The organism is Aquincola tertiaricarbonis, from assembly GCF_023573145.1.
Taxonomy (GTDB): Bacteria; Pseudomonadota; Gammaproteobacteria; order Burkholderiales; family Burkholderiaceae_C; genus Aquincola; species Aquincola tertiaricarbonis_B.
This window is the reverse complement of sequence record NZ_CP097635.1, coordinates 896444-917251: the sequence shown is the minus strand read 5'-3', so window position 1 is coordinate 917251 and position 20808 is coordinate 896444. Positions and strand designations below refer to the sequence as shown.

At 68.1% G+C, this 20808-nt stretch carries 22 protein-coding genes; 10 read left to right on the top strand and 12 right to left on the bottom strand.

The window, feature by feature from the left end:
- Positions 1-18: 18 nt before the first annotated feature.
- On the top strand, positions 19-843 hold the full coding sequence (locus tag MW290_RS04320; protein WP_250196058.1) for a TniB family NTP-binding protein: 825 nt from the start codon (positions 19-21) through the stop codon (positions 841-843).
- Positions 844-1654: 811 nt separating this feature from the next.
- Positions 1655-2173 (top strand): MerR family transcriptional regulator, encoded by a 519-nt coding sequence (locus MW290_RS04315; protein WP_250196057.1) that lies wholly within the window; start codon positions 1655-1657, stop codon positions 2171-2173.
- Between the two features lie 13 nt (positions 2174-2186).
- Here MW290_RS04315 and MW290_RS04310 read toward each other — a convergent pair whose 3' ends face one another.
- The 9 genes from MW290_RS04310 to cadR all read right to left on the bottom strand — a co-directional run bounded on the left by MW290_RS04310 (position 2187) and on the right by cadR (position 11641).
- The gene (locus MW290_RS04310) at positions 2187-2723 is read right to left on the bottom strand and encodes a hypothetical protein (RefSeq protein WP_250196056.1); all 537 of its coding nucleotides are present in this window, start codon (positions 2721-2723) and stop codon (positions 2187-2189) included.
- 5 nt (positions 2724-2728) lie between these two features.
- Complete coding sequence (locus MW290_RS04305) at positions 2729-3115, bottom strand: hypothetical protein (RefSeq protein ID WP_250196055.1); 387 nt, start codon at positions 3113-3115, stop codon at positions 2729-2731.
- A gap of 37 nt (positions 3116-3152) precedes the next feature.
- A complete protein-coding gene (locus MW290_RS04300) occupies positions 3153-6272 on the bottom strand; it encodes an efflux RND transporter permease subunit (protein ID WP_250196054.1) in 3120 nt (1039 codons plus the stop codon).
- Position 6273: 1 nt separating this feature from the next.
- Positions 6274-7392 carry an efflux RND transporter periplasmic adaptor subunit gene (locus tag MW290_RS04295; protein ID WP_250196053.1) on the bottom strand — a complete coding sequence of 373 codons (1119 nt, stop codon included), beginning with the start codon at positions 7390-7392 and terminating at the stop codon, positions 6274-6276.
- Positions 7389-7949 carry a hypothetical protein gene (locus MW290_RS04290; protein WP_250196052.1) on the bottom strand — a complete coding sequence of 187 codons (561 nt, stop codon included), beginning with the start codon at positions 7947-7949 and terminating at the stop codon, positions 7389-7391. Before MW290_RS04290 ends, MW290_RS04295 begins: the two co-directional genes overlap by 4 nt.
- Positions 7950-8008: 59 nt before the next feature.
- Positions 8009-9283 carry a TolC family protein gene (locus MW290_RS04285; protein WP_250196051.1) on the bottom strand — a complete coding sequence of 425 codons (1275 nt, stop codon included), beginning with the start codon at positions 9281-9283 and terminating at the stop codon, positions 8009-8011.
- A gap of 589 nt (positions 9284-9872) precedes the next feature.
- Entirely contained in the window at positions 9873-10586 is a 714-nt protein-coding gene (locus tag MW290_RS04275; RefSeq protein WP_250196050.1) for a transglutaminase-like domain-containing protein, read from the bottom strand.
- 120 nt (positions 10587-10706) lie between these two features.
- Positions 10707-11057 carry a CzcE family metal-binding protein gene (locus MW290_RS04270; RefSeq protein WP_250196049.1) on the bottom strand — a complete coding sequence of 117 codons (351 nt, stop codon included), beginning with the start codon at positions 11055-11057 and terminating at the stop codon, positions 10707-10709.
- A 140-nt stretch (positions 11058-11197) separates the two neighbouring features.
- Complete coding sequence (gene cadR / locus MW290_RS04265) at positions 11198-11641, bottom strand: Cd(II)/Pb(II)-responsive transcriptional regulator (protein ID WP_250196048.1); 444 nt, start codon at positions 11639-11641, stop codon at positions 11198-11200.
- A 97-nt stretch (positions 11642-11738) separates the two neighbouring features.
- Between cadR and MW290_RS04260 the strand changes: the two genes are divergently transcribed.
- From MW290_RS04260 to MW290_RS04230, 7 genes are all read left to right on the top strand, one after another.
- Positions 11739-14060, top strand: coding sequence for a heavy metal translocating P-type ATPase (locus MW290_RS04260; RefSeq protein WP_375142803.1), 2322 nt, complete (start codon positions 11739-11741; stop codon positions 14058-14060).
- A gap of 237 nt (positions 14061-14297) precedes the next feature.
- Entirely contained in the window at positions 14298-14591 is a 294-nt protein-coding gene (locus tag MW290_RS04255; protein WP_250196047.1) for a TFIIB-type zinc ribbon-containing protein, read from the top strand.
- A 133-nt stretch (positions 14592-14724) separates the two neighbouring features.
- Positions 14725-15186 (top strand): signal peptidase II, encoded by a 462-nt coding sequence (gene lspA, locus MW290_RS04250; RefSeq protein WP_259373459.1) that lies wholly within the window; start codon positions 14725-14727, stop codon positions 15184-15186.
- 44 nt (positions 15187-15230) lie between these two features.
- The gene (locus tag MW290_RS04245) at positions 15231-15692 is read left to right on the top strand and encodes a copper chaperone PCu(A)C (protein WP_250196045.1); all 462 of its coding nucleotides are present in this window, start codon (positions 15231-15233) and stop codon (positions 15690-15692) included.
- Positions 15689-16153, top strand: a complete 465-nt coding sequence (locus MW290_RS04240; protein WP_250196044.1) for a disulfide bond formation protein B — start codon at positions 15689-15691, stop codon at positions 16151-16153. Before MW290_RS04245 ends, MW290_RS04240 begins: the two co-directional genes overlap by 4 nt.
- Positions 16150-16806, top strand: coding sequence for a DsbA family protein (locus MW290_RS04235; RefSeq protein ID WP_250196043.1), 657 nt, complete (start codon positions 16150-16152; stop codon positions 16804-16806). Before MW290_RS04240 ends, MW290_RS04235 begins: the two co-directional genes overlap by 4 nt.
- Before the next feature lie 169 nt (positions 16807-16975).
- On the top strand, positions 16976-17959 hold the full coding sequence (locus MW290_RS04230; protein WP_250196042.1) for a bile acid:sodium symporter family protein: 984 nt from the start codon (positions 16976-16978) through the stop codon (positions 17957-17959).
- Positions 17960-18034: 75 nt separating this feature from the next.
- Here MW290_RS04230 and MW290_RS04225 read toward each other — a convergent pair whose 3' ends face one another.
- On the bottom strand, positions 18035-19363 hold the full coding sequence (locus MW290_RS04225) for a heavy metal sensor histidine kinase (RefSeq protein WP_250196041.1): 1329 nt from the start codon (positions 19361-19363) through the stop codon (positions 18035-18037).
- The gene (locus MW290_RS04220; protein ID WP_250196040.1) at positions 19360-20046 is read right to left on the bottom strand and encodes a heavy metal response regulator transcription factor; all 687 of its coding nucleotides are present in this window, start codon (positions 20044-20046) and stop codon (positions 19360-19362) included. Before MW290_RS04220 ends, MW290_RS04225 begins: the two co-directional genes overlap by 4 nt.
- 149 nt (positions 20047-20195) lie before the next feature.
- On the opposite strand from MW290_RS04220, the gene MW290_RS04215 reads away from it, so the two are divergent.
- Complete coding sequence (locus MW290_RS04215; protein ID WP_250196039.1) at positions 20196-20531, top strand: DUF4148 domain-containing protein; 336 nt, start codon at positions 20196-20198, stop codon at positions 20529-20531.
- Between the two features lie 14 nt (positions 20532-20545).
- Here MW290_RS04215 and MW290_RS04210 read toward each other — a convergent pair whose 3' ends face one another.
- Complete coding sequence (locus MW290_RS04210; protein ID WP_250196038.1) at positions 20546-20797, bottom strand: hypothetical protein; 252 nt, start codon at positions 20795-20797, stop codon at positions 20546-20548.
- Positions 20798-20808: the final 11 nt, after the last annotated feature.

Sequence of the window (20808 nt, the reverse complement as noted above, 5' to 3'; positions counted from 1 at the left end):
CATCCCGCAGCGAGGCAGATGCTCGACCTCGACGACGAGCAGCGGGTGCGGGCGTTGCGGACCGACCGCTGGATCGACTACCCACGTGCGACGCAGGCGCTGCAACGGCTGCAACGGCTCCTGGACACCCCGCAGCGCGAACGCATGCCGTGCATGCTGCTGCACGGTCCGTCCAATATCGGCAAGACGCTGATCGTGGCCAAGTTCCTTCGTGAACATCCGCCTGCCTTCGACGCTGTGCGCGGCGTCGAGCACAGACCCGTGATCAGCCTGCAGATGCCGCCGTCGCCCGATCAGCGGCGCTTCTATCGGGCGTTGCTGACGGCAGTGGGGGTACCCCAAGGCCCCAACTCGACCTTGGCGAGTCTGGAGCAAGTGGCTTGCGACATCCTGCGCCGAATAGGGCCGCGGCTGTTGATCGTCGACGAGGTGCACCACCTGCTGGCTGGCAGCGCACGGGAGCAGCGCGGCTCGCTGAACTTGCTGAAGTACCTCTCCAACGAGCTGAGGATGGCCATCGTTGCGGTCGGCACGAGCGAGGCGCCGGTGGCGTTCCAAAGCGACGCCCAGATCCACAGCCGCTTCACGCCGCTGGAGTTGCCCCGCTGGAGCGAGAGCGAGGAGTTCCGCCGCCTCCTGGCTGCGTTCGAGGCGGCACTGCCGCTGAAGCGGCCATCAGAGCTGACCCAGCGCCCGCTGGTGCAGTACCTGAGTGCGGTCAGCGGGGGACTGCTAGGCGAGGTCTCGCGGCTGCTCAACGATGCGGCCGAGGCCGCCATCCGAGACGGCAGCGAGCGCATCACCGTGGGGCATCTCGAGCATGTGGCAAATCGGCCGTCGTGATCGACCCTGGCCTGTGGCGCATCGACCGTTTGAAGGCGAGGCCTTTGGTAGCTGGTTCGGCCGCATGGCCTCTCGCTATCGATTGACGGTCGATGAACTGGCGTCATCGGCGGGAGTGACGGAGCTCTTCGCCGATGAGCAACTCTCGTGGCTTGAGGTGCCAGCGCCCAGGGGAGGGGACTGCGAGGTTCTGGCAAGGCTTGCGCGCGTGAGCAACGAAATCATCGCTGCGCTCGGTCCGCAGGGGCCCCTGCCGAGTAGACAGGACCTCCCGTTCTGCCACTCCTGCTTGTTCCTCAATCCCTTGGATGTCACGGCGCCATGCTGGCCAGCTGGTTGGTTGCATGGGCACGAATTCGTCTGCGGCAAACATCCAAGCGAATCGAGCTGGGTGGGAAGGTCAACGGTGCGCAAGCATCGCAACATGGGCCGGCTCTTGAGCTACCTCAGCCGGCGTCGGCAAGCGATAGACAGACGCCGGTGTCCAGAGTTCAGGCTCTCTTGGCGACGCTAGCACGGTTCACGGACGCCGTTAGCAGGGTTTGCGGATCTCAACAGCGGGCTCGGCGCTGCTGGCGTGCGCCGATGAGTTCGCGCCGTTCGCGACGGGTCTGCTCGTCCTGGCCGGGGTGGGCGGTGCGGTCACGTGGTGGGTCCACTGGCGGCGACGGAACCGCACGCCCGGTCCGGACGTTCCCGCGGAACCCGCGCAATGCCAGTTGGGGCACGCACTACCGCAGGCGGCGGGGCCGTCACCTCGCAAGGTCTGTGGCTGCGAGGCCGGGACCTATGGGTGACCTACGATGGCGGCATGAGCGCACGACTGTCCATCGGCCTGGTGGCCCGCCGTACCGGGGCCACGGTGCCAACCGTCCGGTACTACGAGGAGATCGGCCTGCTGCCGGCGGCATCGCGGACCGCGTCAGGGCAGCGAAGCTACGACGAGGCCACCGTGCGGCGCCTTGTCTTCATCCGGCGCTGTCGCGACTTCGGCTTCTCGATCGACCAGGTGCGAGAACTCGTCGGTCTGGTCGACGAGCCGGACCGCCCATGCGTGGAGGTGCGGGACATCGCCGCGTCCCATCTGCAGCAGGTGCGCAGGAAGCTCGACGAACTCAAGGCACTGGAGACTTCGTTGAGCGCCATCGTGTGCGGCTGCGATGTCGCCTGTGCGGGCGGTGCCGCGGTGGACTGCACCATCCTGGAGGACCTGGCCGTGCCGGGCGAGGACCCGGCACGCGCCCCCGGAACCGGATGCTGCCCGCCTCGCGCGGTCGAAGCCCCCTTGTTCAACGAAGCGCAGGGCCACGGCGTGCGGCCCTCGGGCTGATGCGTCATCGGCCTCAGCGAACCACCACGTCGGCCACGAGCCGGGCCTTGAGCGCTCGCTCCCGGGTCGCCGCCTCGGACTCGGCCACCCACTCATAGGTGCTCTTCCAGGCCCACACCGTGCCGTCGATGCGGACGAAGCGGATCTCGCCGGCCTGGCCCGCCGCCGTCGTGCTCTGGCGCTTGCCGTCGAACTCGAAGGCGACGCTGTGGGTGCCGGGCTTGAACTTCAACCGGACCATGGTGTCGGGCAGCGTGTCGACGCCGGCGCCGCCATCGGGGTAGACCTTCACGAAGTTGCGGCCGTCTCCCCAGTTGCGCCGCACGACGTAGACGGTCAACGCATTGGGGTCGGGCACGAAGCGCTTGGCCTCGGCATCCGCGCTCAGGCTGGGCGCCGCCACCGGGGTGCAGGCAATCACCCGGCCCTTGTTGGTCTTGTAGCAGTGCGGGACTTCGGCAGCGGGATCGGGCGCGCGCGGCGTGGCGCAGCCGGCCAGCAGCACGGCCGCCCCCAGTGCTGCCACGATGATCGGTCGATGCATGTCCATGGCCATCACTTCAGCGTGAAGCGCGCGGTGGCGGGCTTGCCTGCCACCGTCACCACGGCGACCGCCTTGGTGCCGGGGCCGACCTTGAAGCTGCCGGTGGCCTCGAGCTTATCGCCGGCCGGCTTGAGTTCGACCTCCTGTTTCTCGGTGCCGGTCAGCAGCGTGACCTTGGCGCTGGCCTTGGACACGTCGGCGGCCTTGCCGTGGTCGCGGAGGAACAGCTGGATCGTGGTCGGCTTGGCGACGAGCTCGTAGTCCATGTCCTTGACCTCGACCACGACGCCACCATGCAGCGGCTTGTGTTCGTGGGCGTGGTCGTGCTTGTCGCCGGCGGCGAAGGCCGAGCCGGCAAGGACGAGGGTGATGGCGGCGAAAAGGGCGTGCATCTTCATGGGAGTCCTTTCAGGGGGGGTGTCAACGGGAAACGGGTCAAAGCGCCTCGGCGTCCTTGTCGTCCATCAGCGCTTCAGCCGGCTTGCGCCCGAAGAGCCAGAACATCGCGGGCGTTAGGAAGGTGTCGAGAAGGGTCGAGCTGATCAGCCCGGAGAAGATCACCACGGCCACCGGGTGAAGCACCTCGGTGCCGGGCTGCTCGGCCTCGAACAGCAGCGGTGCCAGCGCAAACGCGGTGACCAGGGCGGTCATCAGCACAGGGCTGAGCCGCTCCAGCGAGCCGCGCAGGATCATCTTCTGGTCGAAGGCCTCGCCCTCGAAGCGCATCAAGTTGATGTAGTGGCTGACCTTCAGGATGCCGTTGCGCACCGAGATGCCCGCCAGCGTGATGAAGCCGACGAGCGCCGCGACGCTGAGCGGCTGGCCCGACAGCCACAGCCCGATCACGGCACCGACCAGCGCGAGCGGGATGTTCACCATGATGAGCGCCGACAGCGCCGCCGACTTGTAGCGGCTGTACAGCACCACGAACATCAGCGCCAGCGACACGATGGACAGCAGGCCGACCAGGCGCGACGCCTCCTCCTGCGCCTGGAACTGGCCGCCCAGGGTGATGAAGTAGCCCTCGGGCAACTTGGTCTCGGACACGACCTTGCGGATGTCGGCCACGATCTCCGACAGCGCGCGGCCCGAGGCGTTGGCCGACAACACGATGCGTCGCTTGCCATCGTCGCGGCTGATCTGGTTGGGACCGTCGCCGTCCTCGATCGTCGCGATCTTCGACAGCGGGATGCGGCCGTTGGGCGTCTCGATCAGGATCTGGCCCAGGCCCTCCACCGACCGTGCCGACTCCGGCACGCGCACCACCAGCGCAAAGCGCCGGCCACCTTCGACGATCTGGGTGACCTTCTCGCCCTCGACCAAGGCCTGCAGTGCCGACAACACCTGCGGCGCCGGCACGCCGTACTGGGCGGCGGCTGCGTAGTCGATGCGCACCTTGATCTGCGGCGCCAGCACCTGCTTCTCGATCTGCAGGTCGGCGATGCCGGGGATGGTGGCCAGCTTCGCCCGCAGCGCATCGGCCTGGCCGCGCAGCGCATCGAGGTCTTCACCGAAGATCTTGACCGCGATCTGCGAGCGCACGCCCGAGAGCATGTGGTCGATGCGGTGCGAGATGGGCTGGCCGATCTCCAGTGCGGCCGGGAGGTTGACCAGCCGCCGGCGGATGTCGGCCTTGATCTCGTCCATGCTGCGCGTGAGCTCGGCCGTGGGCTTGAGACCCACGTCGAGTTCGCTGACGTGCACGCCCTCCGCGTGCTCGTCGAGCTCGGCCCGCCCACTGCGCCTACCGACGTGCGTCACTTCGGGCACCTGCTTGATGAGCACTTCCGCCTGGCGTGCCAGCGCTGACGTTTCGGTCAGCGTCACGCCCGGGTTCAGGCGCAGGCCGATCAACAGCGTGCCTTCGTTGAAGGGCGGCAGGAAGGTCGTCGGGAAGAACGGCACGGCGGCCGCGGCCACCAGCACGGCCGCGCCCGCCGCCGCCATGGCGGCCTTGGGCCGGTCCAGCACGCCCTGCAAGCTGCTGCGGTAGCGAGCCTTGAGCCAGGCCAGCACCTTGGTGTCGCCGTGGTCCAGGTTCTTCATCCGCGGCAGCAGGTAGAAGCTGAGCACGGGCGTCACCGTCACCGACACGATCAGCGAGGCCAGCGTCGAGACGATGAAGGCAATGCCCAGCGGCACGAACAGCTTGCCTTCCAGCCCCGGCAGCGCGAACAGCGGGATGAAGACGAGCACGATGATGACCGTGGCGTACAGGATGGCCGAGCGCACTTCCATCGTGGCGTGTGCGACGACCTCGATCGGATGCAGCCGGCTGTGCGGGTGGTTCGCCCGATCTGCCTTCAGCCGCCGCAGCACGTTCTCGACGCCGACCACCGCGTCGTCGACCAGGCCGCCGATAGCGATGGCCAGGCCGCCCAGCGTCATGGTGTTGATCGACAGACCGAAGTACTTGAAGACAAGCGCGGTGATGAAGATCGAGACCGGGATGGCCGTCAGCGCGATGATGGTCGGACGCAAGGTGCCGAGGAAGAAGAACAGGATCACCGCCACGAAGATCGAGGCACCGATCAGCTTGCCCTGCAGCGTGGTGATCGAGGCCTCGATGAAGCTGGCCTGCCGGAAGGTGACGCGCGGGGCCTCCATGCCAGCCGGCAGGGAAGCCTTCAGCCCCACCAGTGCATCTTCGATCGACTTCGTCAGCGCGATGGTGTCGGCCGTCGGCTGCTTCTGGATGCCCAGGATCACCGCCGGCTTGCCTTCGAATCCCGCATCGCCGCGCTTGAGTGCCGCGGCGAACGTGACCTCGGCGATCTGGCGCAGCAGGATGGGCTGTCCGTTCTTTGCCGAGAGCGCCAGGTTCTTCAGGTCGTCGAGGCGAGAGGTGCGGCCGAGGTTGCGGATCAGGTACTCGCGGCCGTTCAGTTCCAGGAAGCCACCAGACGTGTTGGACGAGAAGCCCTTCAACGCGCCTTCGAGCTGGTCGTGCGTGATGCCCAGTTCGGCCATGCGCGCCGTGTTGGGCTGAACCTGGAACTGGCGCACCTCGCCGCCGATGGGGATGACCTGCGCGACACCGGACACCGACAGCAGCCGCGGGCGCAGCACCCAGTCGGCGTACTCGCGCACGGCCATAGCGCTGATCTTGCTGGGATCGACCGGGATGGCGATCTGCATGATCTCGCCCATGATCGAGCTGATCGGCCCCATGCGCGGCACCACGCCGCCGGCCAGGCCTTCTTCCATCGACGACAGCCGCTCCGACACCAACTGCCGGGCGCGGAAGATGTCGGTGCTCCAGTCGAAGGTGACGTAGAGGAAGGACAGGCCAGCCGACGAGGTCGAACGCACCGACTCCACGCCGGGCAGGCCGTTCATCGTCGTCTCCAGCGGGAAGGTGATGAGCTGTTCCACCTCCTCGGCGGCCATGCCGCCGGCCTCGGTCATGATGGTGACGGTCGGCTTGTTCAGGTCGGGGAACACGTCCACCGGCGTTCGGGACAGCGTGAACGCGCCATAGGCCATCAGCACCACGCTGGCGATGATCACCAGCAGCCGGTTCGTCAGGCTGTTGTCGAGTAGCCACTTGAACATGTCAGCGCACCTGGTTGATCAAGGTGGCGCCACCCGTGGCCACGCGGTCACCGAGCTTCAGGCCGGCAGTCACGGCCACGCTGAGTCCATCCAGTGCTTCCGTGGTCACGGCGCGGGGTTCGAAGCGCTCCGGTGCGGTCTTGACCCACACGACGGTCTGGTTCGCCGGGTTCTTCATCAGCGAGGCGACCGGGACCGCAATGCCCTTGACCTTCTGCCGGGTCTGCACGAAGACGCGGACCGGCTGACCGACGGCCAGGCCGTTGAGTGCGACGCCCCGGGCACGGAAGCCCAGCGGCAGGGCCTGTTCGCGCAGGCTGCGCGCCGCACCGACGAATTCCAGCGGCACACGCTGGTCGCCGACGGCCAGGGTGGCACTGCCGACATTGGCAGCCAGCGCCGGGTCGAAGGCGAGCGCCTCGATGCGCAGGCGACCTGGGTCGACGATCTCGAACAGCAGTTCGCGGGCATCGACCACCTGGCCGGCGACCACATGGGCCGACGCGATCACGCCCGACACGGGTGCCACGAGCGCCTCGCGTGTCGCCAGCCCGCCGCCCACTGCGGCGATGCGCTCGGCCAGGCTGGCCGCTTCGCTTTCGGCGGCCTCGATGTCCTTGCGCGGCACGGTGTCGGCCAGTTCCTTCAGCCGTGCGACGCGCTTGTCGGCGAGCGACTTGGCTGCGCGCAGTTCGGCCAGCTGCGCCGATTGGTTGGAGCGCTCGATGGGCGCGGTCGACGGCACCACGTAGGCCAGCACGTCGCCCTTGCGCACCACCTGTCCCGGGTTGGGCAGGCCGCGCGGGCCCGGCTCGATGCGGCCGGCGTTCAGCGGCTGCACCTTGCCGCCGGCGTTCGGGTCCATCAGCACCTTGCCGTTCAGCTCGACCGAGCGCGGCAGTTCGGCCTCCTCGGTGACCATCGTGCGCACGCCGAGCTGGCGTTGGGCTGGCTTGGGCAGGAACACACTGCCGTCGGGTTGCCGCTGCGGGCCGTTGGCGCTCGGCGCAGCCTGTGCATCGCCATGGTCGTGCCCTTCGCCGGCCTGCGCCGGCCACGCGGCGACCAGGGCCAGCACGATGCCCAGCGCCGCCAGGCGGTTCGTCACGGCGCGCTTCATGCTGCACCTCCGGTCTGCGGCTGGCGGGCCGCCATCACGCGCCTGCCTCCGAGCACCAGGACGGCCAGTGCGGCCAGGCCGCCGATGGCCCAGCCGGCGACCTCCTTCCACGAGTGTTCGTGGACCGCTTCCTCGGCGTGCGGGGCCTCGTGCAGGTCGAGCTCGCCGGCCAGCAGGTCGACCTCGGTGCCGGCCGTCACCGTCGCGGTGATCGGCAGCACGCCGGGCTTCGGCGCTTCCTTCAGCACCACCTCGTAGGCGTCGTCGCCGTGGACCTGGGCGCTGAACTTCGCGCCCGCGATCTCGAGCTCGATCTTCGCGCCGCGCACGGGCGCGTTGTCGGCAAAGCGGTCCAGGTACAAGGTGACCTGCTTGCCATCGAGCACGCCGACGAGCTCGAAGGTCTCGGAGACGGCTGCGAAGCGCGGCAGTGCGGTGCCGGCAACGGCGGGTGCGGCGTCACCGTGGTCGTGGCCGTCGCCGGCAGCGGCCGGCACTCCAGCACCGAGCAGGAAGGCCGCGAGACTGAGCGCGGCCAAGGGGTGGGAGGACTTCATGGGGTGGGATTCCTGATTGGGTTCGCTAGAGCGGTTCGTTTCGTGCGCGACGCCAGGGCTCATTGCGGCAGCAGGCCCAGGGCCTGGCGCCAGGCGGAGATCGCCGCGGCGAGTTCGATGCGCGCACGTGCGGCCTGGCGCTCGGCCTCAGCGGCCTCGGACTCGATGCGCAAGCGGGTGGGCAGGTCGGTTTCGCCGAGCCGGAACGACTTTTCGAAGAAACCGCGCGTCTCGCGTGCAAGCGTTGCCCGGCGCTCGGCCGCCGCGAGCTGGGCCCGCGCCGCACCGACCCTTGCAACGGCGGCGTCGCGCTCGGACTGCAAGCGCGTGCGGTCAAGTGCAAGCTGGGCCTGGGCCTCGGTGGCATCGGCACGCGCGCTGGCCACTCGGCTGTCATGTCTCGGGCCGCCACCGAACGGAATGCGGACGGCCAGCGTCACCGTCTGGCCGTATCGCTCGCCGGACGCCCCGCGGTCGCGCGTCGTGGCCAGGGTCAGTTCGGGGTTCGCACGCGACTGCGTGGCAGCCAGCACGGCGGTGCGCTCGGCGGCGCTGGCGCGGTCCTGCAGCTCCGTGATCGCCGGATGGGTGCCCGCCTCAGTCGCAGCGGGCTCTGGTTCTGCCGTGGCAATCACCGCGGGAGTCATCCCGATCGCGCTCCCCGACAGGGCCTTGACCTGCTGCAGCGCCGCCGTGGCCGCAGCCTCGGCCTGCGCCAATCCGGCCTCCGCCGCGGCCACTGCGCCATCGGCCTGGTGCTGGTCGGCGCGGGCGAGTTCACCGGACGTGGCGCGGCGCGAGACGTCAGCGGCGAGCTTGCGTGCGTTGTCGAGCTGGGCGCGCGCAATCTCGACATCGAGGCCGGCACGCTGCCACGCCCACCAGGCTTCGCGGACCACCGCGGCCAGGCGAACGCGGGCGGCCTGGGCGCGGCTTTCGACGGCGGCCGCCTCGGCCTCCGCGAGCGCGCCGCTGCTGCGGCGTTCGCCCGGAAGCCACAGCGGCACGGCGAGCCCGACCTCGAGTTCCCGGGCACCATCGTTGCGGGTGAGGCGGTCGGTCTTGTGACTTGCCTCGAACGCAGGAGGCTCCGGGGTCCAGGCTTCGGCCGCACGGCGCTGCGCCTGCGCGGCTTCTCGGCGGGTCTGCAGCGCCAGCGCTTCGGGTTGACGTGCCCAGGCGGCCTCGAAGAGCTCCCTGAGGCCGGGCGTTCCAGGTCCACCGGGCGCCGGGGCTGCCTGCGACTGCGCCACTGCGCCAGCAACGGCCCCCGCCAGTGCGGCAGCAAGCAAGGCCTGCCGCACGCCAATTGTTGTTCGTGTTCTCGGATGCATCCGATGCTCCAGTGTGAAAGAAGGGGAACACGGGAGACCGGCGAGCCGCGACCCATGCGGTCGCGCCGACCCGAACGGGTTGCCGAGAGCGAGCTACGACAACGCGCTCAGGCGCGGACGAGGTTCAGGAGTAGAACGAACCCGCCCCGCCGATCAGGCGAGGCGCGCCCACTGAGGGCGTTCAGGTTGGGCTGCCGCGTGGGCAGCGCACGGGGCATCGCCGGCGGGAGTCGGCGCCGACGTGGCGCGGTCGTGCGTTGCGGTGGCGAGCGACGCCAGCATGCCAGTGCACTGCCCGTGGCAATGGCCACAATCCGCGTCAGGCGTCGAAGTGGCACCTTCGTCAGCACCCGACTGATCGGACACATCCACCGTTGCCTATGCCCGTGATCAGTGTGATCGTGGTGCCCGACATGGTCCGCCGCCGCACCCGTTTCATGGGCACAGTAACCCGCCACTGCCGCCCAGGACATCTGGGTGGGCAGTAGAACCAGCAGCAGGATGGCAAGCCAACGACGCATGGAGTCAGAGTGTAGCGGCTACAGGGTTGACCCTTGGCATACGAGGCCAAGCGGCGGCGTGAAGGGCATCACCACTGCCCGGCGCGGCCGCGCGCCACATTGTCGTTCATCCAGCGGCGGATCGCGTGCACGAACAGCCACCGCTTCGGACCACGCAGGTTGGCGCCGTGCCGGGCATAGAACGCGTCGGGATCGTCGAAGGTCCCGAAGTCATCGACGATGCTCTCCTTCTGGATGAAGGTGTCCCGGCCGCGCCACTCGACGTCCGGCGCCGACAGATCCCGGGTGGCGGCGCCGAAACCGCAGAAGCGTCGCGTACCGGGGAATCGGCGTTGCAGGCTGCGAAGGTACTGCGCGTCGAGGATGAATGCCTCGAGACAGACCCATCGCCCCTTGAACCAGACCTCCACCCAGCTGTGGAGGATGCGCTGCGGCGCGAGGACATACGCTACCCCGCTGATCGCGCCCTTCTGGAGCGCCTTGTCGATGGTGAAGCCGTGGAACCGGCACGGCACGCCGACGCTGCGCAGCAAGGCCATCAGCAGCGTGCCCTTGGTGTTGCACTGCCCATGGCCGTCGGCCAGCATGCGGGATGCCGGCAGATCGTCCGCCTCGTTGTAGCCGAATGCGATCTCATTGCGGACGAAGTCGTAGACCGCGCCGATCCGCTCGCACATTGGCAGCACGCGCCACCCCCGTTCGGCGACAAGCCGCTCGATGTCGGGATGTTGGGTGTCGAGCAGCGGCGTGCTGCGCAGCAGTGAAGAAGGTGCGTCGGACATGACTCGATCAGGGTGGCACCAGGCGGCGACCGCGGCATTTCAGACCCTGAAGCCACTGCCGGGTCAAGTCCGCCGCGCCGGCCGACCTCGGTCGGCGCTTGTGCGCGCGTCGGACCGCGCTCAGCGGCGATTGGACGGATCGCGCCCGACGTAGGCGACGGCGGATTTCGCGCCGAAGCCCGGCGGCGCGATCTTGGCGAGGTCGACGCCACGCCGGTCCAGGCCATTGAAGGTCCATGCGAACTGCTGTCCGGCGTCGCCGCGGAAGGCGACCGTCTCGCCGTAGGCGATGTTCGGGCGCGGGGCCTGCGCCAGGTCGACGACACGAGCCGCGCTCGACACGGCGGCTGGCTGGCCGTAGATGGATTGGCCGTTCATGAAGGTCTCGCCAGCCGCGAAGCCGACGGCAGGCGCGGCCGCCACGACCAGCACGGCCGACAGGCGGAGAAGGGATGACGAAGGTGATTGCATGAGTTCCTCGTGGTGGTGTGATCGGCTTTCACTCAGCCGCATGCCCAGATGGCATGACCCCGTACTCTAGAAATCGCCTGGAAACTGTTTCGGAACCGGCAGATGACAGTTCGGTCATCTGGCCCGAGGCCTGTGCCGGCTCAGTGAGCGCCGTGAACGTGGCGCCGCTTCGCCGGGGCCGCGGGCGCGGCGGCGGCGCGGTCCAGGCCGTTGAGGATGCCGCAATCCGCCAAGGCGTGCGGCGACGCGCACCGCGCGCGCAGTGACTTCAGATCCTTCTCCAGCGCACGCAGCTCACGAATGCGGTGCGCGACGTGGCCGATGTGCTCGTCCAGCAGGGCGTTGACCTCGCCGCAATCCTGCGCGGGCGACTCCCGCAGTGCGATGAGGGCTCTGATCTCGTCGAGCGTCATGTCCAGGTTGCGGCACTGCCTGATGAAGGCGAGCCGCTCGGCGTGCGCCGCCAGGTAGACGCGGTAGTTGTTGTCCGCCCGGGCCGGCGGCGGCAGCAGCCCCTCCCGCTCGTAGAAGCGGATTGTCTCGACGGGTGTTCCGGTGGCCTCGGCCAGGGCTCCGATCTTCATGGCTGCAAGCTTTCGACTTCCCTGATGGGGAGAGGGACTTGACTCTACACCGGCTACAGGGTTTGCAATGGGGGCAAGGTCAACGAGGATTCCTGCGATGAGACATTCCCATGCCGAAGGCGGCGATACACATCGACACCATCACGACGATGGTCATGCCCACGCCCACGACGCCCGGCACGTTGACCCTCCGGCGCAGGTGAAGGACGCCGCGTGCGCGGACGACGGTTGTGGCACCTGCGCCATGCCCGCGACGCTGCTGCAACGCGGCGACCCAACAGCGCGGGGGCGCAGTTTCCGGATCGCGACGATGGACTGCGCGGCCGAGGAGGCCGAGATCCGGCGTGCCCTTGACGGCATGCCCGGCGTTCGCGGTCTTCGATTCCAACTGGGCCAGCGGGTGCTCACGATCGATGCCGACGAGCCGTCGATAGCACCGGCGCTGGCGGCCGTGCGCAAGTCCGGTTTCGACCCGCAGCCGATCGCTGGGGGCGAACCGGAGGCCGGCCATGCGGCGGGCGACGGTCATGATCACGAGGTCGTGCGAGGCCAGGTCCCCAAGTTGGCCGGGGCGCTGCTCCTGGCCATCGGCGCCGAGATCATCGGCTACTTCGCGCCGGAGACCCTGGTCTGGCGGGGGGCGGGACTTGCCGTGGCGGCCATCGCGATCTGGCTCGCCGGCTTCGACGTCTACAAGAAGGGGTTGACGGCGCTGCGGCACGGGCGGCTGAACATCAACGCGCTGATGACCGTGGCCGTGACGGGCGCCTTCGCCATCGGCCAGTGGCCGGAAGCCGCGATGGTGATGGCGCTGTACGCCATCGCCGAGGCGATCGAGGCCAGGGCCGTGGACCGCGCGCGCAACGCCATCAAGGGCCTGCTGGCGATGGCGCCGGAGGAGGCGTCGGTTCGCCAAGCCGACGGCAGCTGGGCGACGCTGCCCGTGGGCCAGGTCGCGGTTGGCGCTCTGCTGCGGGTGAAGCCGGGGGAGCGCGTTCCCATGGATGGCGTCGTCCGCTCGGGCCAGACCAGCATCAATCAGGCGCCGGTCACCGGCGAGAGCATCCCCGTCGACAAGGCAAGCGGGGATCCGGTCTTTGCCGGCACGATCAACGAGTCGGGGACGTTCGAGTTCGAGGTCACCGCCCTGGCCTCGAACTCGACCTTGGCGCGCATCATCCACGCCGTCGAGGAGGCTCAGGCGACCCGGGCGCCGACGCAGGGCTTCGTCGACAGGTTTGCGGCGATCTACACGCCGGCGGTGTTCGTGATCGCCGTGGCAGTGGCACTGCTCGGCCCCTGGCTGCTCGGCTGGACGTGGCTGCAAGGCGTCTACAAGGCCCTCGTGCTACTGGTCATCGCATGCCCCTGCGCGCTGGTGATCTCCACACCGGTGACGATCGTCAGCGGCCTGGCAGCCGCGGCGCGCCGCGGCATCCTGATCAAGGGCGGCATCTACCTGGAAGAGGCGCGCAAGCTCAAGGCGATCGCGCTCGACAAGACCGGCACGATCACGGAGGGCAAGCCGCGGCTGGTCGACTGGTCCGTCCTCGATCCGGCAACCGATGCCGCGAACGCCGAGCACATGGCCTTCGTGCTGGCCAGCCACTCGGACCACCCGGTGTCTCGCGCCATCGCCGCGGGGCTCAAGTCCAACAGCGTGCAGGCGCAGAACTTCAAGGCGCTGGCCGGTCGCGGTGTGCAAGCGGACATCGCCGGCACCACCTATGTGCTGGGCAACCACCGGCTGATCGAGGAGCGTGGCCAGTGTTCGCCGGCCCTCGAGGCGACCTTACGCACCCATGAGGAAGCCGGCCGCACGGTCAGCCTGCTGGCCTCCGACGCCGGCCCGATCGCCTTGTTTGCCGTTGCCGACACGATCAAGGATTCGTCTCGTGAAGCCGTTTCAGCGCTGAAGGCCCTGGGCATCACGCCGGTGATGCTGACGGGCGACAACCAAGCGACGGCGACGGCCATCGCCCACGAAGCCGGCATCGAGGAAGCGCGCGGGAACCTGCTGCCCGAGGACAAGCTCGAAGCGATCAAGGCACTCCAGGCAGAGCACGGCCGGACCGCGATGACCGGTGACGGCATCAACGATGCACCGGCGCTGGCGCAGGCCGACATCGGCGTGGCGATGGGGGCAGCCGGCACCGACACCGCCATGGAAGCGGCTGACGTCGTGGTGATGAACGATGACCTGCGCCGCATTGCCGAGACGGTTCAACTGTCACGCTCCACGCATGTGGTGCTGTGGCAGAACATCACGCTGGCTCTGGGCATCAAGGCCGTGTTCCTGGTGCTGGCGGTCTTCGGCAGCGCGACCATGTGGATGGCGATCTTCGCCGACATGGGGGCCAGCCTGCTGGTGGTGGGCAACGGGCTTCGGCTGCTGAAGAAGGGAGGCAAGGCGGCATGACGCGAGGCTCACACGGGGGAGTTTCTTTCCCGGGGTCCGTCTCCGAAGCCAGGCCGCGGCCTGTCGCAGGCGATGGTGCTTCTATGCAGCCAGCTCACGCGCGTTGCGCTCGCCCGCGTCGGCCAACTCTCGTCGTGGCTAACGCGCGGCCCTTGGTGCCGATCGAACGTCAGTGCCTCGTCCCGAAGCCCATCTCACCAGATATCGAGCATTTGCTCGACAACAAGGAGTCAGAAAATGGATTGTCCCGTGTGCAAGACCGAGCGCCTGTCGATGATGGAGCGTCAGGGCATCGAAATTGACTACTGCCCCAAATGCCGTGGCGTCTGGCTCGACCGCGGTGAACTCGACAAGATCGTCGAACGTTCAGCCATGGAATCGACTGCGGCGGCTCCCGCCCCGGTGCCCGCCGCACCGCAATACCCTTCAGCGACACCCGAGCGCGGCCACGGAGGTCACCATTCCGAGCATGACGACCGCTACGCCAGTGGGCACAGGCGCAAGTCGTTCTTGCGGGATCTGTTCGATTGAACGCCGGGCCCGCGAACCCACGCCATTGACCAAGGCGTGCGAACGATGACGCACAACTGCCGCCCTCGCCGCACCACGCGCCGCGAGGGCGGCTCGGCGCGGGCACTGGTGGCGCCTCCTGGGTGCGGCCGCTTTGCTGCTTTCTTTGGACCAGCTCGTCAAATGGGTAATCGCCACGAATCTGCCCCGTGGCGAAGTCATCGCCGTCACCGCTTGGTTCAATCTGGTCCATGTCCTCAACCCGGGTGCCTCGTTCTCATTTCTGGCCGACGCCGGCGGCTGGCAGCGCCACGCACTCAGTGCGGTCGGCGTCGCCGTCAGTGCGACGCTGGCAGTCCTCCTCTGGCGCGGCGTTCGCAACCGACTCGAGACGGTCGCCTACGTCGGCATGATCGGCGGTGCGCTGGGCAACGTCGCCGATCGGATGCGCATCGGCGCCGTGGTCGACTACCTTGATCTGCATTGGAGCGACATGCATTGGCCCGCCTTCAATCTGGCGGACATCTTCGTTGTCGGCAGTGCGGTACTGCTGATACTGGCATCGTTCCTGCCCGGGCTGGCCGGGCGTCGGGCCGGTGAAGCAAACTCGACGTGAATGCCCAAGCGCCACGCACAGTTCCCCGGGCGAGAATGATGGGCATGAGTTTCCCTGTTGCGAACCGCGTGTTGTCCCGCTGCCTCGCCGCGCTGCTGACTGCTGGCCTGGCATGCGCGGTCCATGCGCAGGTGACCGTCGACGGCGCCTGGGCGCGTGCCACTGTGCCAAACCAATCTGCCACCGGTGCCTTCATGCGGCTGACTGCCCAGAAGGACGTCGTGCTGACGGGCGCCAGTTCCCCGGTCGCCGGCATCGTCGAAGTGCACGAGATGCGGCTGGACCAGGGCATCATGCGGATGCGCGCCGCCGATCGCTTGGCCTTGAAGGCAGGGCAGACGATCGAGCTGAAGTCGCGTGGCCTGCACATCATGATGATGGGCCTGAAGAAGCAGATCAAGGCGGGAGAGCGCGTGCCCTTGACGCTCTCGTTCAAGGCGGCCGACGGTACCCTGTCGACGGTCGAGACGAACGCGACGGCTGGTTTCGCGCCACCGGAACGATGAGCGAGGAACGCTCCTCGCAGGGCGGCGAGGGCCAGAACGCCGCGTTCTGGACGCCGCTGTTCCTGGCCTGGCTGCTGGCGCTGCTGGCCACGGCTGGCGCGCTGTTTCTGGGCGAGGTGATGGGCAAGGCGCCATGCGTGCTGTGCTGGTACCAGCGCATCGCGATGTTTCCGCTGGTGCTGGTCCTCGGCATGGGCCTGTTCGCATTGGACGCGCGCAGCGTGCGCTACGCACTGCCGCTGGCCGGCGTCGGATGGGGCATCGCCGCCTACCACCTGCTGATCTTCTGGGGCGTGGTATCGAAAGACCTGGTGCCGTGCGGCAAGGGATCGTCCTGCGCCGACGCCCACGTTCAGATGGCCGGTGTGGTGCCGATTCCGCTGCTGTCGCTGGCGGCATTCACGGGCATCCTGGTGGCGTTGTGGGTGGCAAGAGCAAGGGCTGGGAGGGCAAAGGCATGAACAGGAAATGGATCGTTCTGGGCACGGCCTTGGCGGTCGTTCTGGCCTTCGTGGCCGGCGTCGCGGTCTTCACGAACCGCTCGAACCAGGAACTGAAGCAGGCGGCGCAGACAAACAGCGAAGCGCTGGTCAGGCCGCACTCGGCTGTTTTCGGCAACCCGGCGGCGAAGGTGACGATCGTCGAGTTCTTCGATCCGTCCTGCGAGACCTGCAGGGTCTTTTACCCGATCGTCAAGGGCATGGTCAACGCGAGCTTCGGCCAGGTCAGGCTCGTGATGCGCAATGCCCCGCTGCATCACGGGTCCGACACCGCCGTCAAGATCCTCGAGGCGGCACGCGTGCAGGGCAAGTACTGGGAGGCGCTCGAGCGTGCCCTGGCTGCCCAGCCTCAATGGGCCTCTCATGACCGCCCGCAGCCCGACATGATCTGGACGCTCATCGGCGACATCGGTCTCGACATGACGAAGGCCAGGGCGGATGCCGACGGGCCGACCATCGATCAGCTGCTGCGGCAGGACATTGCGGACATGCAGGCCCTGACGGTGGACAGGACGCCGGGGTTCTTCGTCAATGGCACGCCGCTGCGCGAGTTCGGCCAGACGCAGTTGAAGGCACTTGTCGAGCAGGAACTCAAGAAGTCAGCGACGCGCTGAGTGAGCCTTCAGGCGGATCGAGGCGAAAGCCGGGCCGATACCCCTCCTGGCCGTCGCCGTCGCCGTCGGTGCGGTCCTCATGCCGTTCCGTTTGTCAAGAGGCACCTCGGGCCTGGAGGTCTATCGGCGCTCACCGACCCGTAACCCAGTCGCCCGATAGCATGTCGCGATGAGCGGCATCAGAAGCAGCCTCGAAGAACGACAGATTTCCATCTACTTCGCAGCCGTGGCGGTTGCCGCGGGCGCCGCACTGGTGGTACCGGGCATGACGGCCCTGGAAGGCGCCATCAACCCGGTCCTGGCACTGATGCTCTACGTGACGTTTCTGCAGGTGCCGCTGGCTGAGGTTGGGCGGTCCTTTGCGAGCGGCAGGTTCCTGACCGCGCTTGTGCTGGCGAACTTCGTCGCGGTCCCGCTGCTGGTCGCTGCGATGCTCCCCCTGATGCCGACGGATGCGCTGCTGCGGTTCGGCATCTTGCTGGTGCTGCTCGCCCCATGCATTGACTACGTCGTGACATTTGCGCATCTGGGCCGCGCAGATGCCCCACTGCTCCTTGCTGCAACGCCGATTCTGCTCATCGCGCAGTTGCTCTTGCTGCCGGTCTATCTGAAAGTGCTGCTCGGCGAAGACGCCGCCGCGCTGGTACGGCCCGAACCGTTCGTGCACGCGTTCGTCTGGCTGATGGGCGTCCCGCTGGTGCTGGCCGGTGTGACCCAACTGTGCGCGAGCCGCACGACGGTGGGGCGCCAAGCGGCATCGGCCCTCAGCCTCCTGCCGGTGCCCGCGACAGCGTTGGTGCTGTTCGTGGTGGTCGCTGCCGTGCTGCCACAGCTGGGCTCGGCAACGAGCTCGGCGCTTGCCGCTTTGCCGTTCTACGTCGCCTTCGCGTGCCTGGCACCCATCGTGGGGTGGCTCCTGGGAGCGGCCCTCGGCCTCCAGCCACCGGCCAGCCGTGCAGTCGCATTCAGTGCCGGTACCCGGAACTCCCTGGTCGTGCTGCCGCTGGCGCTTGCGGCGCCTGCTGCGCTTCCGGTGCTGCCGGCCATCATCGTCACACAGACACTGGTGGAACTGCTGGCAGAGCTGGTTTACGTGCGCTGGATTCCGAGATTCGGCGCCCATCGGACACGCGCCGGCTCAGGCGGTTCGTAGCAGCTGGGCAGGGGAGCGCTGTCGCGCTCTGGCAGGGCGTCTACCCGGGACATCATGGGCAGTTGCCTCTGACCGTCAGGCCGCTTCGGTGGGCGTCGTCGGGATGACGAGTCCGATGACCGTGGTTCCGTCGCTCGAGGTGGCCGCCACCCGCCCACCATGCATTCGCGCGATGGCGGCCACGATGGCCAGGCCCAGCCCGTGGTTGCGGGCCGCTCCGCTGCGAGAGGCATCGACCCGGTAGAACCGATCGAACAGACGCGGCAGGTGTTCGGGCGCGATCGTCGCGCCTTGATTCACCACGCTCAGCGAGGCCTCGTCACGGTTCGCCTCGATCCTCACGACCACCTCGCTTCCGCGTTGCGCGTGTCGTGTGGCATTGCCAATGAGATTGGACAGGGCCCGCTGAAGCAAGCGGGCGTCGACGGCGCCACCCGCGTCGCCGTCGACGCGCCAGCGTAGTCCAGCCTCATCCATGTGTGCCTCGTGCAGTTCGGCCACCGCGCTGGCGACGTCGGCAAGGCTCTGCACTGCCTCGCGCCGCGCCTTCGCGCCGCGGTCCGCCTGGGACAGGAAGAGCATGTCCTGAACGATGAGCGACATGCGCTGCAGTTCTTCGAGGTGCTCGCCCAGCACGTCGCGCAGTTCATCGGCTTCGCGGGCCTTGCGCAGGGCGACTTCCGTACCTCCTATCAGCGTCGCCAGCGGCGTGAACAGTTCGTGCGCGACGTCGGCATTGAAGGCCTCCAGCTGCTCGTAGGCCCGGTGCAATCGGTCCAGCAGATCGTTGACATGCTGAACCAGCGCGGCGAGTTCCTCCGGCTGGGCCGATCCATCGAGCCGGCGATCCAGTGTGTCGGCCGCCAAAGCCTGGACCTGCAAGGCAAGGTTGCGGACCGGGCGCAGTCCGAGCTGCACCAGCGTAAAGCCGCCGATGGCAATGATGATCGATCCGGCCAGCGCCGCTGCGGCGAGCGTGCGGGCGAGTCGGGACAGCACTCGGTCGTCTTCGGAGGTGTCCAGAGTCAGGGTCGCCTGCACCGGACCGGATGCCGTTGCCGCCTCGAACCGCGTGACCAGGGTCTGACGCCGCAGCGGCGCGGTGGGTCCGGCATACAGGACCCGGCCCGTCGCATCGGTGAGCACCAGTGTCAGGTCCTGCCGGCCGACCATCGCATCGTCGAGCTTGTGCGTCAGCGCGGCATTCCCCACCACGCCGGCCTCGGCGATCAGATGACGCACCTGGAGTTGCTTCTGGCGCAGCGTGTCCGCCTGCCGGTCCTCGAAGCTCAGGGCTGTCGCCGTGTAGACGCCCAGGCACGTCAGCGTGAGACCCGCCAGGGCCAGCATTGCGAGCCAGCGAGCCAGGCGGCGGTCGAGCGATCCAGCGTGCAGCCGACTCATGGGCTGCGGTCCTCGAGCACATAGCCCATCCCGCGCACGGTGTGCAGCAGCGGGTGCTCGAAGGGCAGGTCCAGCTTGCCGCGCAGGCGCCGTATGGCGACGTCGATCACATTGGTGCCGTGGTCGAAGTTGACGTCCCAGACCTGCTCGGCGATCTCGGTACGGGAGAGCACCTCGCCCTGGCGGCGCATCAGCAGCGTCAGCAGCTGGAACTCCTTCGCCGACAGCTCCAGCCGCTGGCCGGCGCGCACGGCACGTCGCCGCGCCAGGTCCACCTGCAGGTCACCCAGCGACAGCAACAGGGCGTCGGGCGCCGGCGCGGCGCCGGCGGCGCGGCGCAGCAGCACCTCGATGCGGGCCACCAGTTCGGAGAAGGCGAACGGCTTGACGAGATAGTCGTCTGCGCCGGCTTTCAGGCCGCGCACCCTGTCCTCCACACGGTGGCGCGCGGTCAGCATGATCACCGGCGTCTGCTTGCTCTGGCGAAGCGCTGCGAGCAGGCCGAGCCCGTCGATGCCGGGCAGCATGGTGTCGAGCACGATGAGGTCGTGGCTGCCTTCGGTCGCCATGTGCAGCCCGTCGATGCCGTTGCCGGCCACCTCGACGACATAGCCCTCTTCCACCAGTCCCTTGCGCAGGTAGTCGGCCAGCTTGGCCTCGTCCTCCACGATCAGGAGCTTCATGGCCGTGCCCCCGCCTGTTGGCGCACTAGGCCTGTCCGAACTGTCATCTGCTCGTTTCCTTCGTGTGGGGTGCCGATTCCTACAGTGGGCGCATGCCTTCGGGCATGCCATCGCAGGTCTCCTGCTCTTCCTTCTAAAAGGATCTCGACATGAATGTCTTCCGTCTCGCTCTGGTCCCTGCCGTCGCCTTCGCGTTCACGCTGCCGCTGGCGGCGCAGGCCAATTCGGTCTGGCACCCCGCTGGCGGCGAAGCCGGTGTGACTTACCACCCCGAGCACTTCAAGAGCGCCAAGACCCGTGCCCAGGTGATGGCCGAGGTCGACGCAGCGCGCAAGGACGGCACGCTGGCGCTGTTGCAGCGTGGAGCGCCGCTGCCGGTCAAGAGTTCCGAGCCGCCGAAGACGCGGCAGCAGGTCATCGACGAGATGCGCGCCGAGTCACCCGATGCCCGCCGCACGCGCCTCGAACTGCTGACGGGCGGCTGATCTCGGCACACCTTTCACGGGCGGCGCGGCGGCTTCTTCTTCGCGGTCTTGCCACGCCGCCTGCGCTTCGTGCCCTTGTTCATGTTCTTCCGCAATCGCTGGCTCAGTTCGGCGGAGTAGCTCAGCGGTGCTGGTGGCTGCTTGCGCGGATGTCCACGGCGCCACCAGCGGAAGATGCCATACGCCACCAGCGCGGCCAGCAGCACGCCGATCCAGATCCAGGTCATCGCCAGCGAGAGCTCGGGATCGGCCAGTCGGGGTCTCATGCTGGAATTCG

Excerpts from the sequence above, each read along its gene's own strand:
- MW290_RS04320 (WP_250196058.1), top strand. The coding sequence starts at position 19 with ATGCTCGACCTCGACGACGAGCAGCGGGTGCGGGCGTTGCGGACCGAC.
- MW290_RS04315 (WP_250196057.1), top strand. The coding sequence starts at position 1,655 with ATGAGCGCACGACTGTCCATCGGCCTGGTGGCCCGCCGTACCGGGGCC.
- MW290_RS04310 (WP_250196056.1), bottom strand. The coding sequence starts at position 2,723 with ATGGACATGCATCGACCGATCATCGTGGCAGCACTGGGGGCGGCCGTG.
- MW290_RS04305 (WP_250196055.1), bottom strand. The coding sequence starts at position 3,115 with ATGAAGATGCACGCCCTTTTCGCCGCCATCACCCTCGTCCTTGCCGGC.
- MW290_RS04300 (WP_250196054.1), bottom strand. The coding sequence starts at position 6,272 with ATGTTCAAGTGGCTACTCGACAACAGCCTGACGAACCGGCTGCTGGTG.
- MW290_RS04295 (WP_250196053.1), bottom strand. The coding sequence starts at position 7,392 with ATGAAGCGCGCCGTGACGAACCGCCTGGCGGCGCTGGGCATCGTGCTG.
- MW290_RS04290 (WP_250196052.1), bottom strand. The coding sequence starts at position 7,949 with ATGAAGTCCTCCCACCCCTTGGCCGCGCTCAGTCTCGCGGCCTTCCTG.
- MW290_RS04285 (WP_250196051.1), bottom strand. The coding sequence starts at position 9,283 with ATGCATCCGAGAACACGAACAACAATTGGCGTGCGGCAGGCCTTGCTT.
- MW290_RS04275 (WP_250196050.1), bottom strand. The coding sequence starts at position 10,586 with ATGTCCGACGCACCTTCTTCACTGCTGCGCAGCACGCCGCTGCTCGAC.
- MW290_RS04270 (WP_250196049.1), bottom strand. The coding sequence starts at position 11,057 with ATGCAATCACCTTCGTCATCCCTTCTCCGCCTGTCGGCCGTGCTGGTC.
- cadR (WP_250196048.1), bottom strand. The coding sequence starts at position 11,641 with ATGAAGATCGGAGCCCTGGCCGAGGCCACCGGAACACCCGTCGAGACA.
- MW290_RS04260 (WP_375142803.1), top strand. The coding sequence starts at position 11,739 with ATGAGACATTCCCATGCCGAAGGCGGCGATACACATCGACACCATCAC.
- MW290_RS04255 (WP_250196047.1), top strand. The coding sequence starts at position 14,298 with ATGGATTGTCCCGTGTGCAAGACCGAGCGCCTGTCGATGATGGAGCGT.
- MW290_RS04245 (WP_250196045.1), top strand. The coding sequence starts at position 15,231 with ATGAGTTTCCCTGTTGCGAACCGCGTGTTGTCCCGCTGCCTCGCCGCG.
- MW290_RS04240 (WP_250196044.1), top strand. The coding sequence starts at position 15,689 with ATGAGCGAGGAACGCTCCTCGCAGGGCGGCGAGGGCCAGAACGCCGCG.
- MW290_RS04235 (WP_250196043.1), top strand. The coding sequence starts at position 16,150 with ATGAACAGGAAATGGATCGTTCTGGGCACGGCCTTGGCGGTCGTTCTG.
- MW290_RS04230 (WP_250196042.1), top strand. The coding sequence starts at position 16,976 with ATGAGCGGCATCAGAAGCAGCCTCGAAGAACGACAGATTTCCATCTAC.
- MW290_RS04225 (WP_250196041.1), bottom strand. The coding sequence starts at position 19,363 with ATGAGTCGGCTGCACGCTGGATCGCTCGACCGCCGCCTGGCTCGCTGG.
- MW290_RS04220 (WP_250196040.1), bottom strand. The coding sequence starts at position 20,046 with ATGAAGCTCCTGATCGTGGAGGACGAGGCCAAGCTGGCCGACTACCTG.
- MW290_RS04215 (WP_250196039.1), top strand. The coding sequence starts at position 20,196 with ATGAATGTCTTCCGTCTCGCTCTGGTCCCTGCCGTCGCCTTCGCGTTC.
- MW290_RS04210 (WP_250196038.1), bottom strand. The coding sequence starts at position 20,797 with ATGAGACCCCGACTGGCCGATCCCGAGCTCTCGCTGGCGATGACCTGG.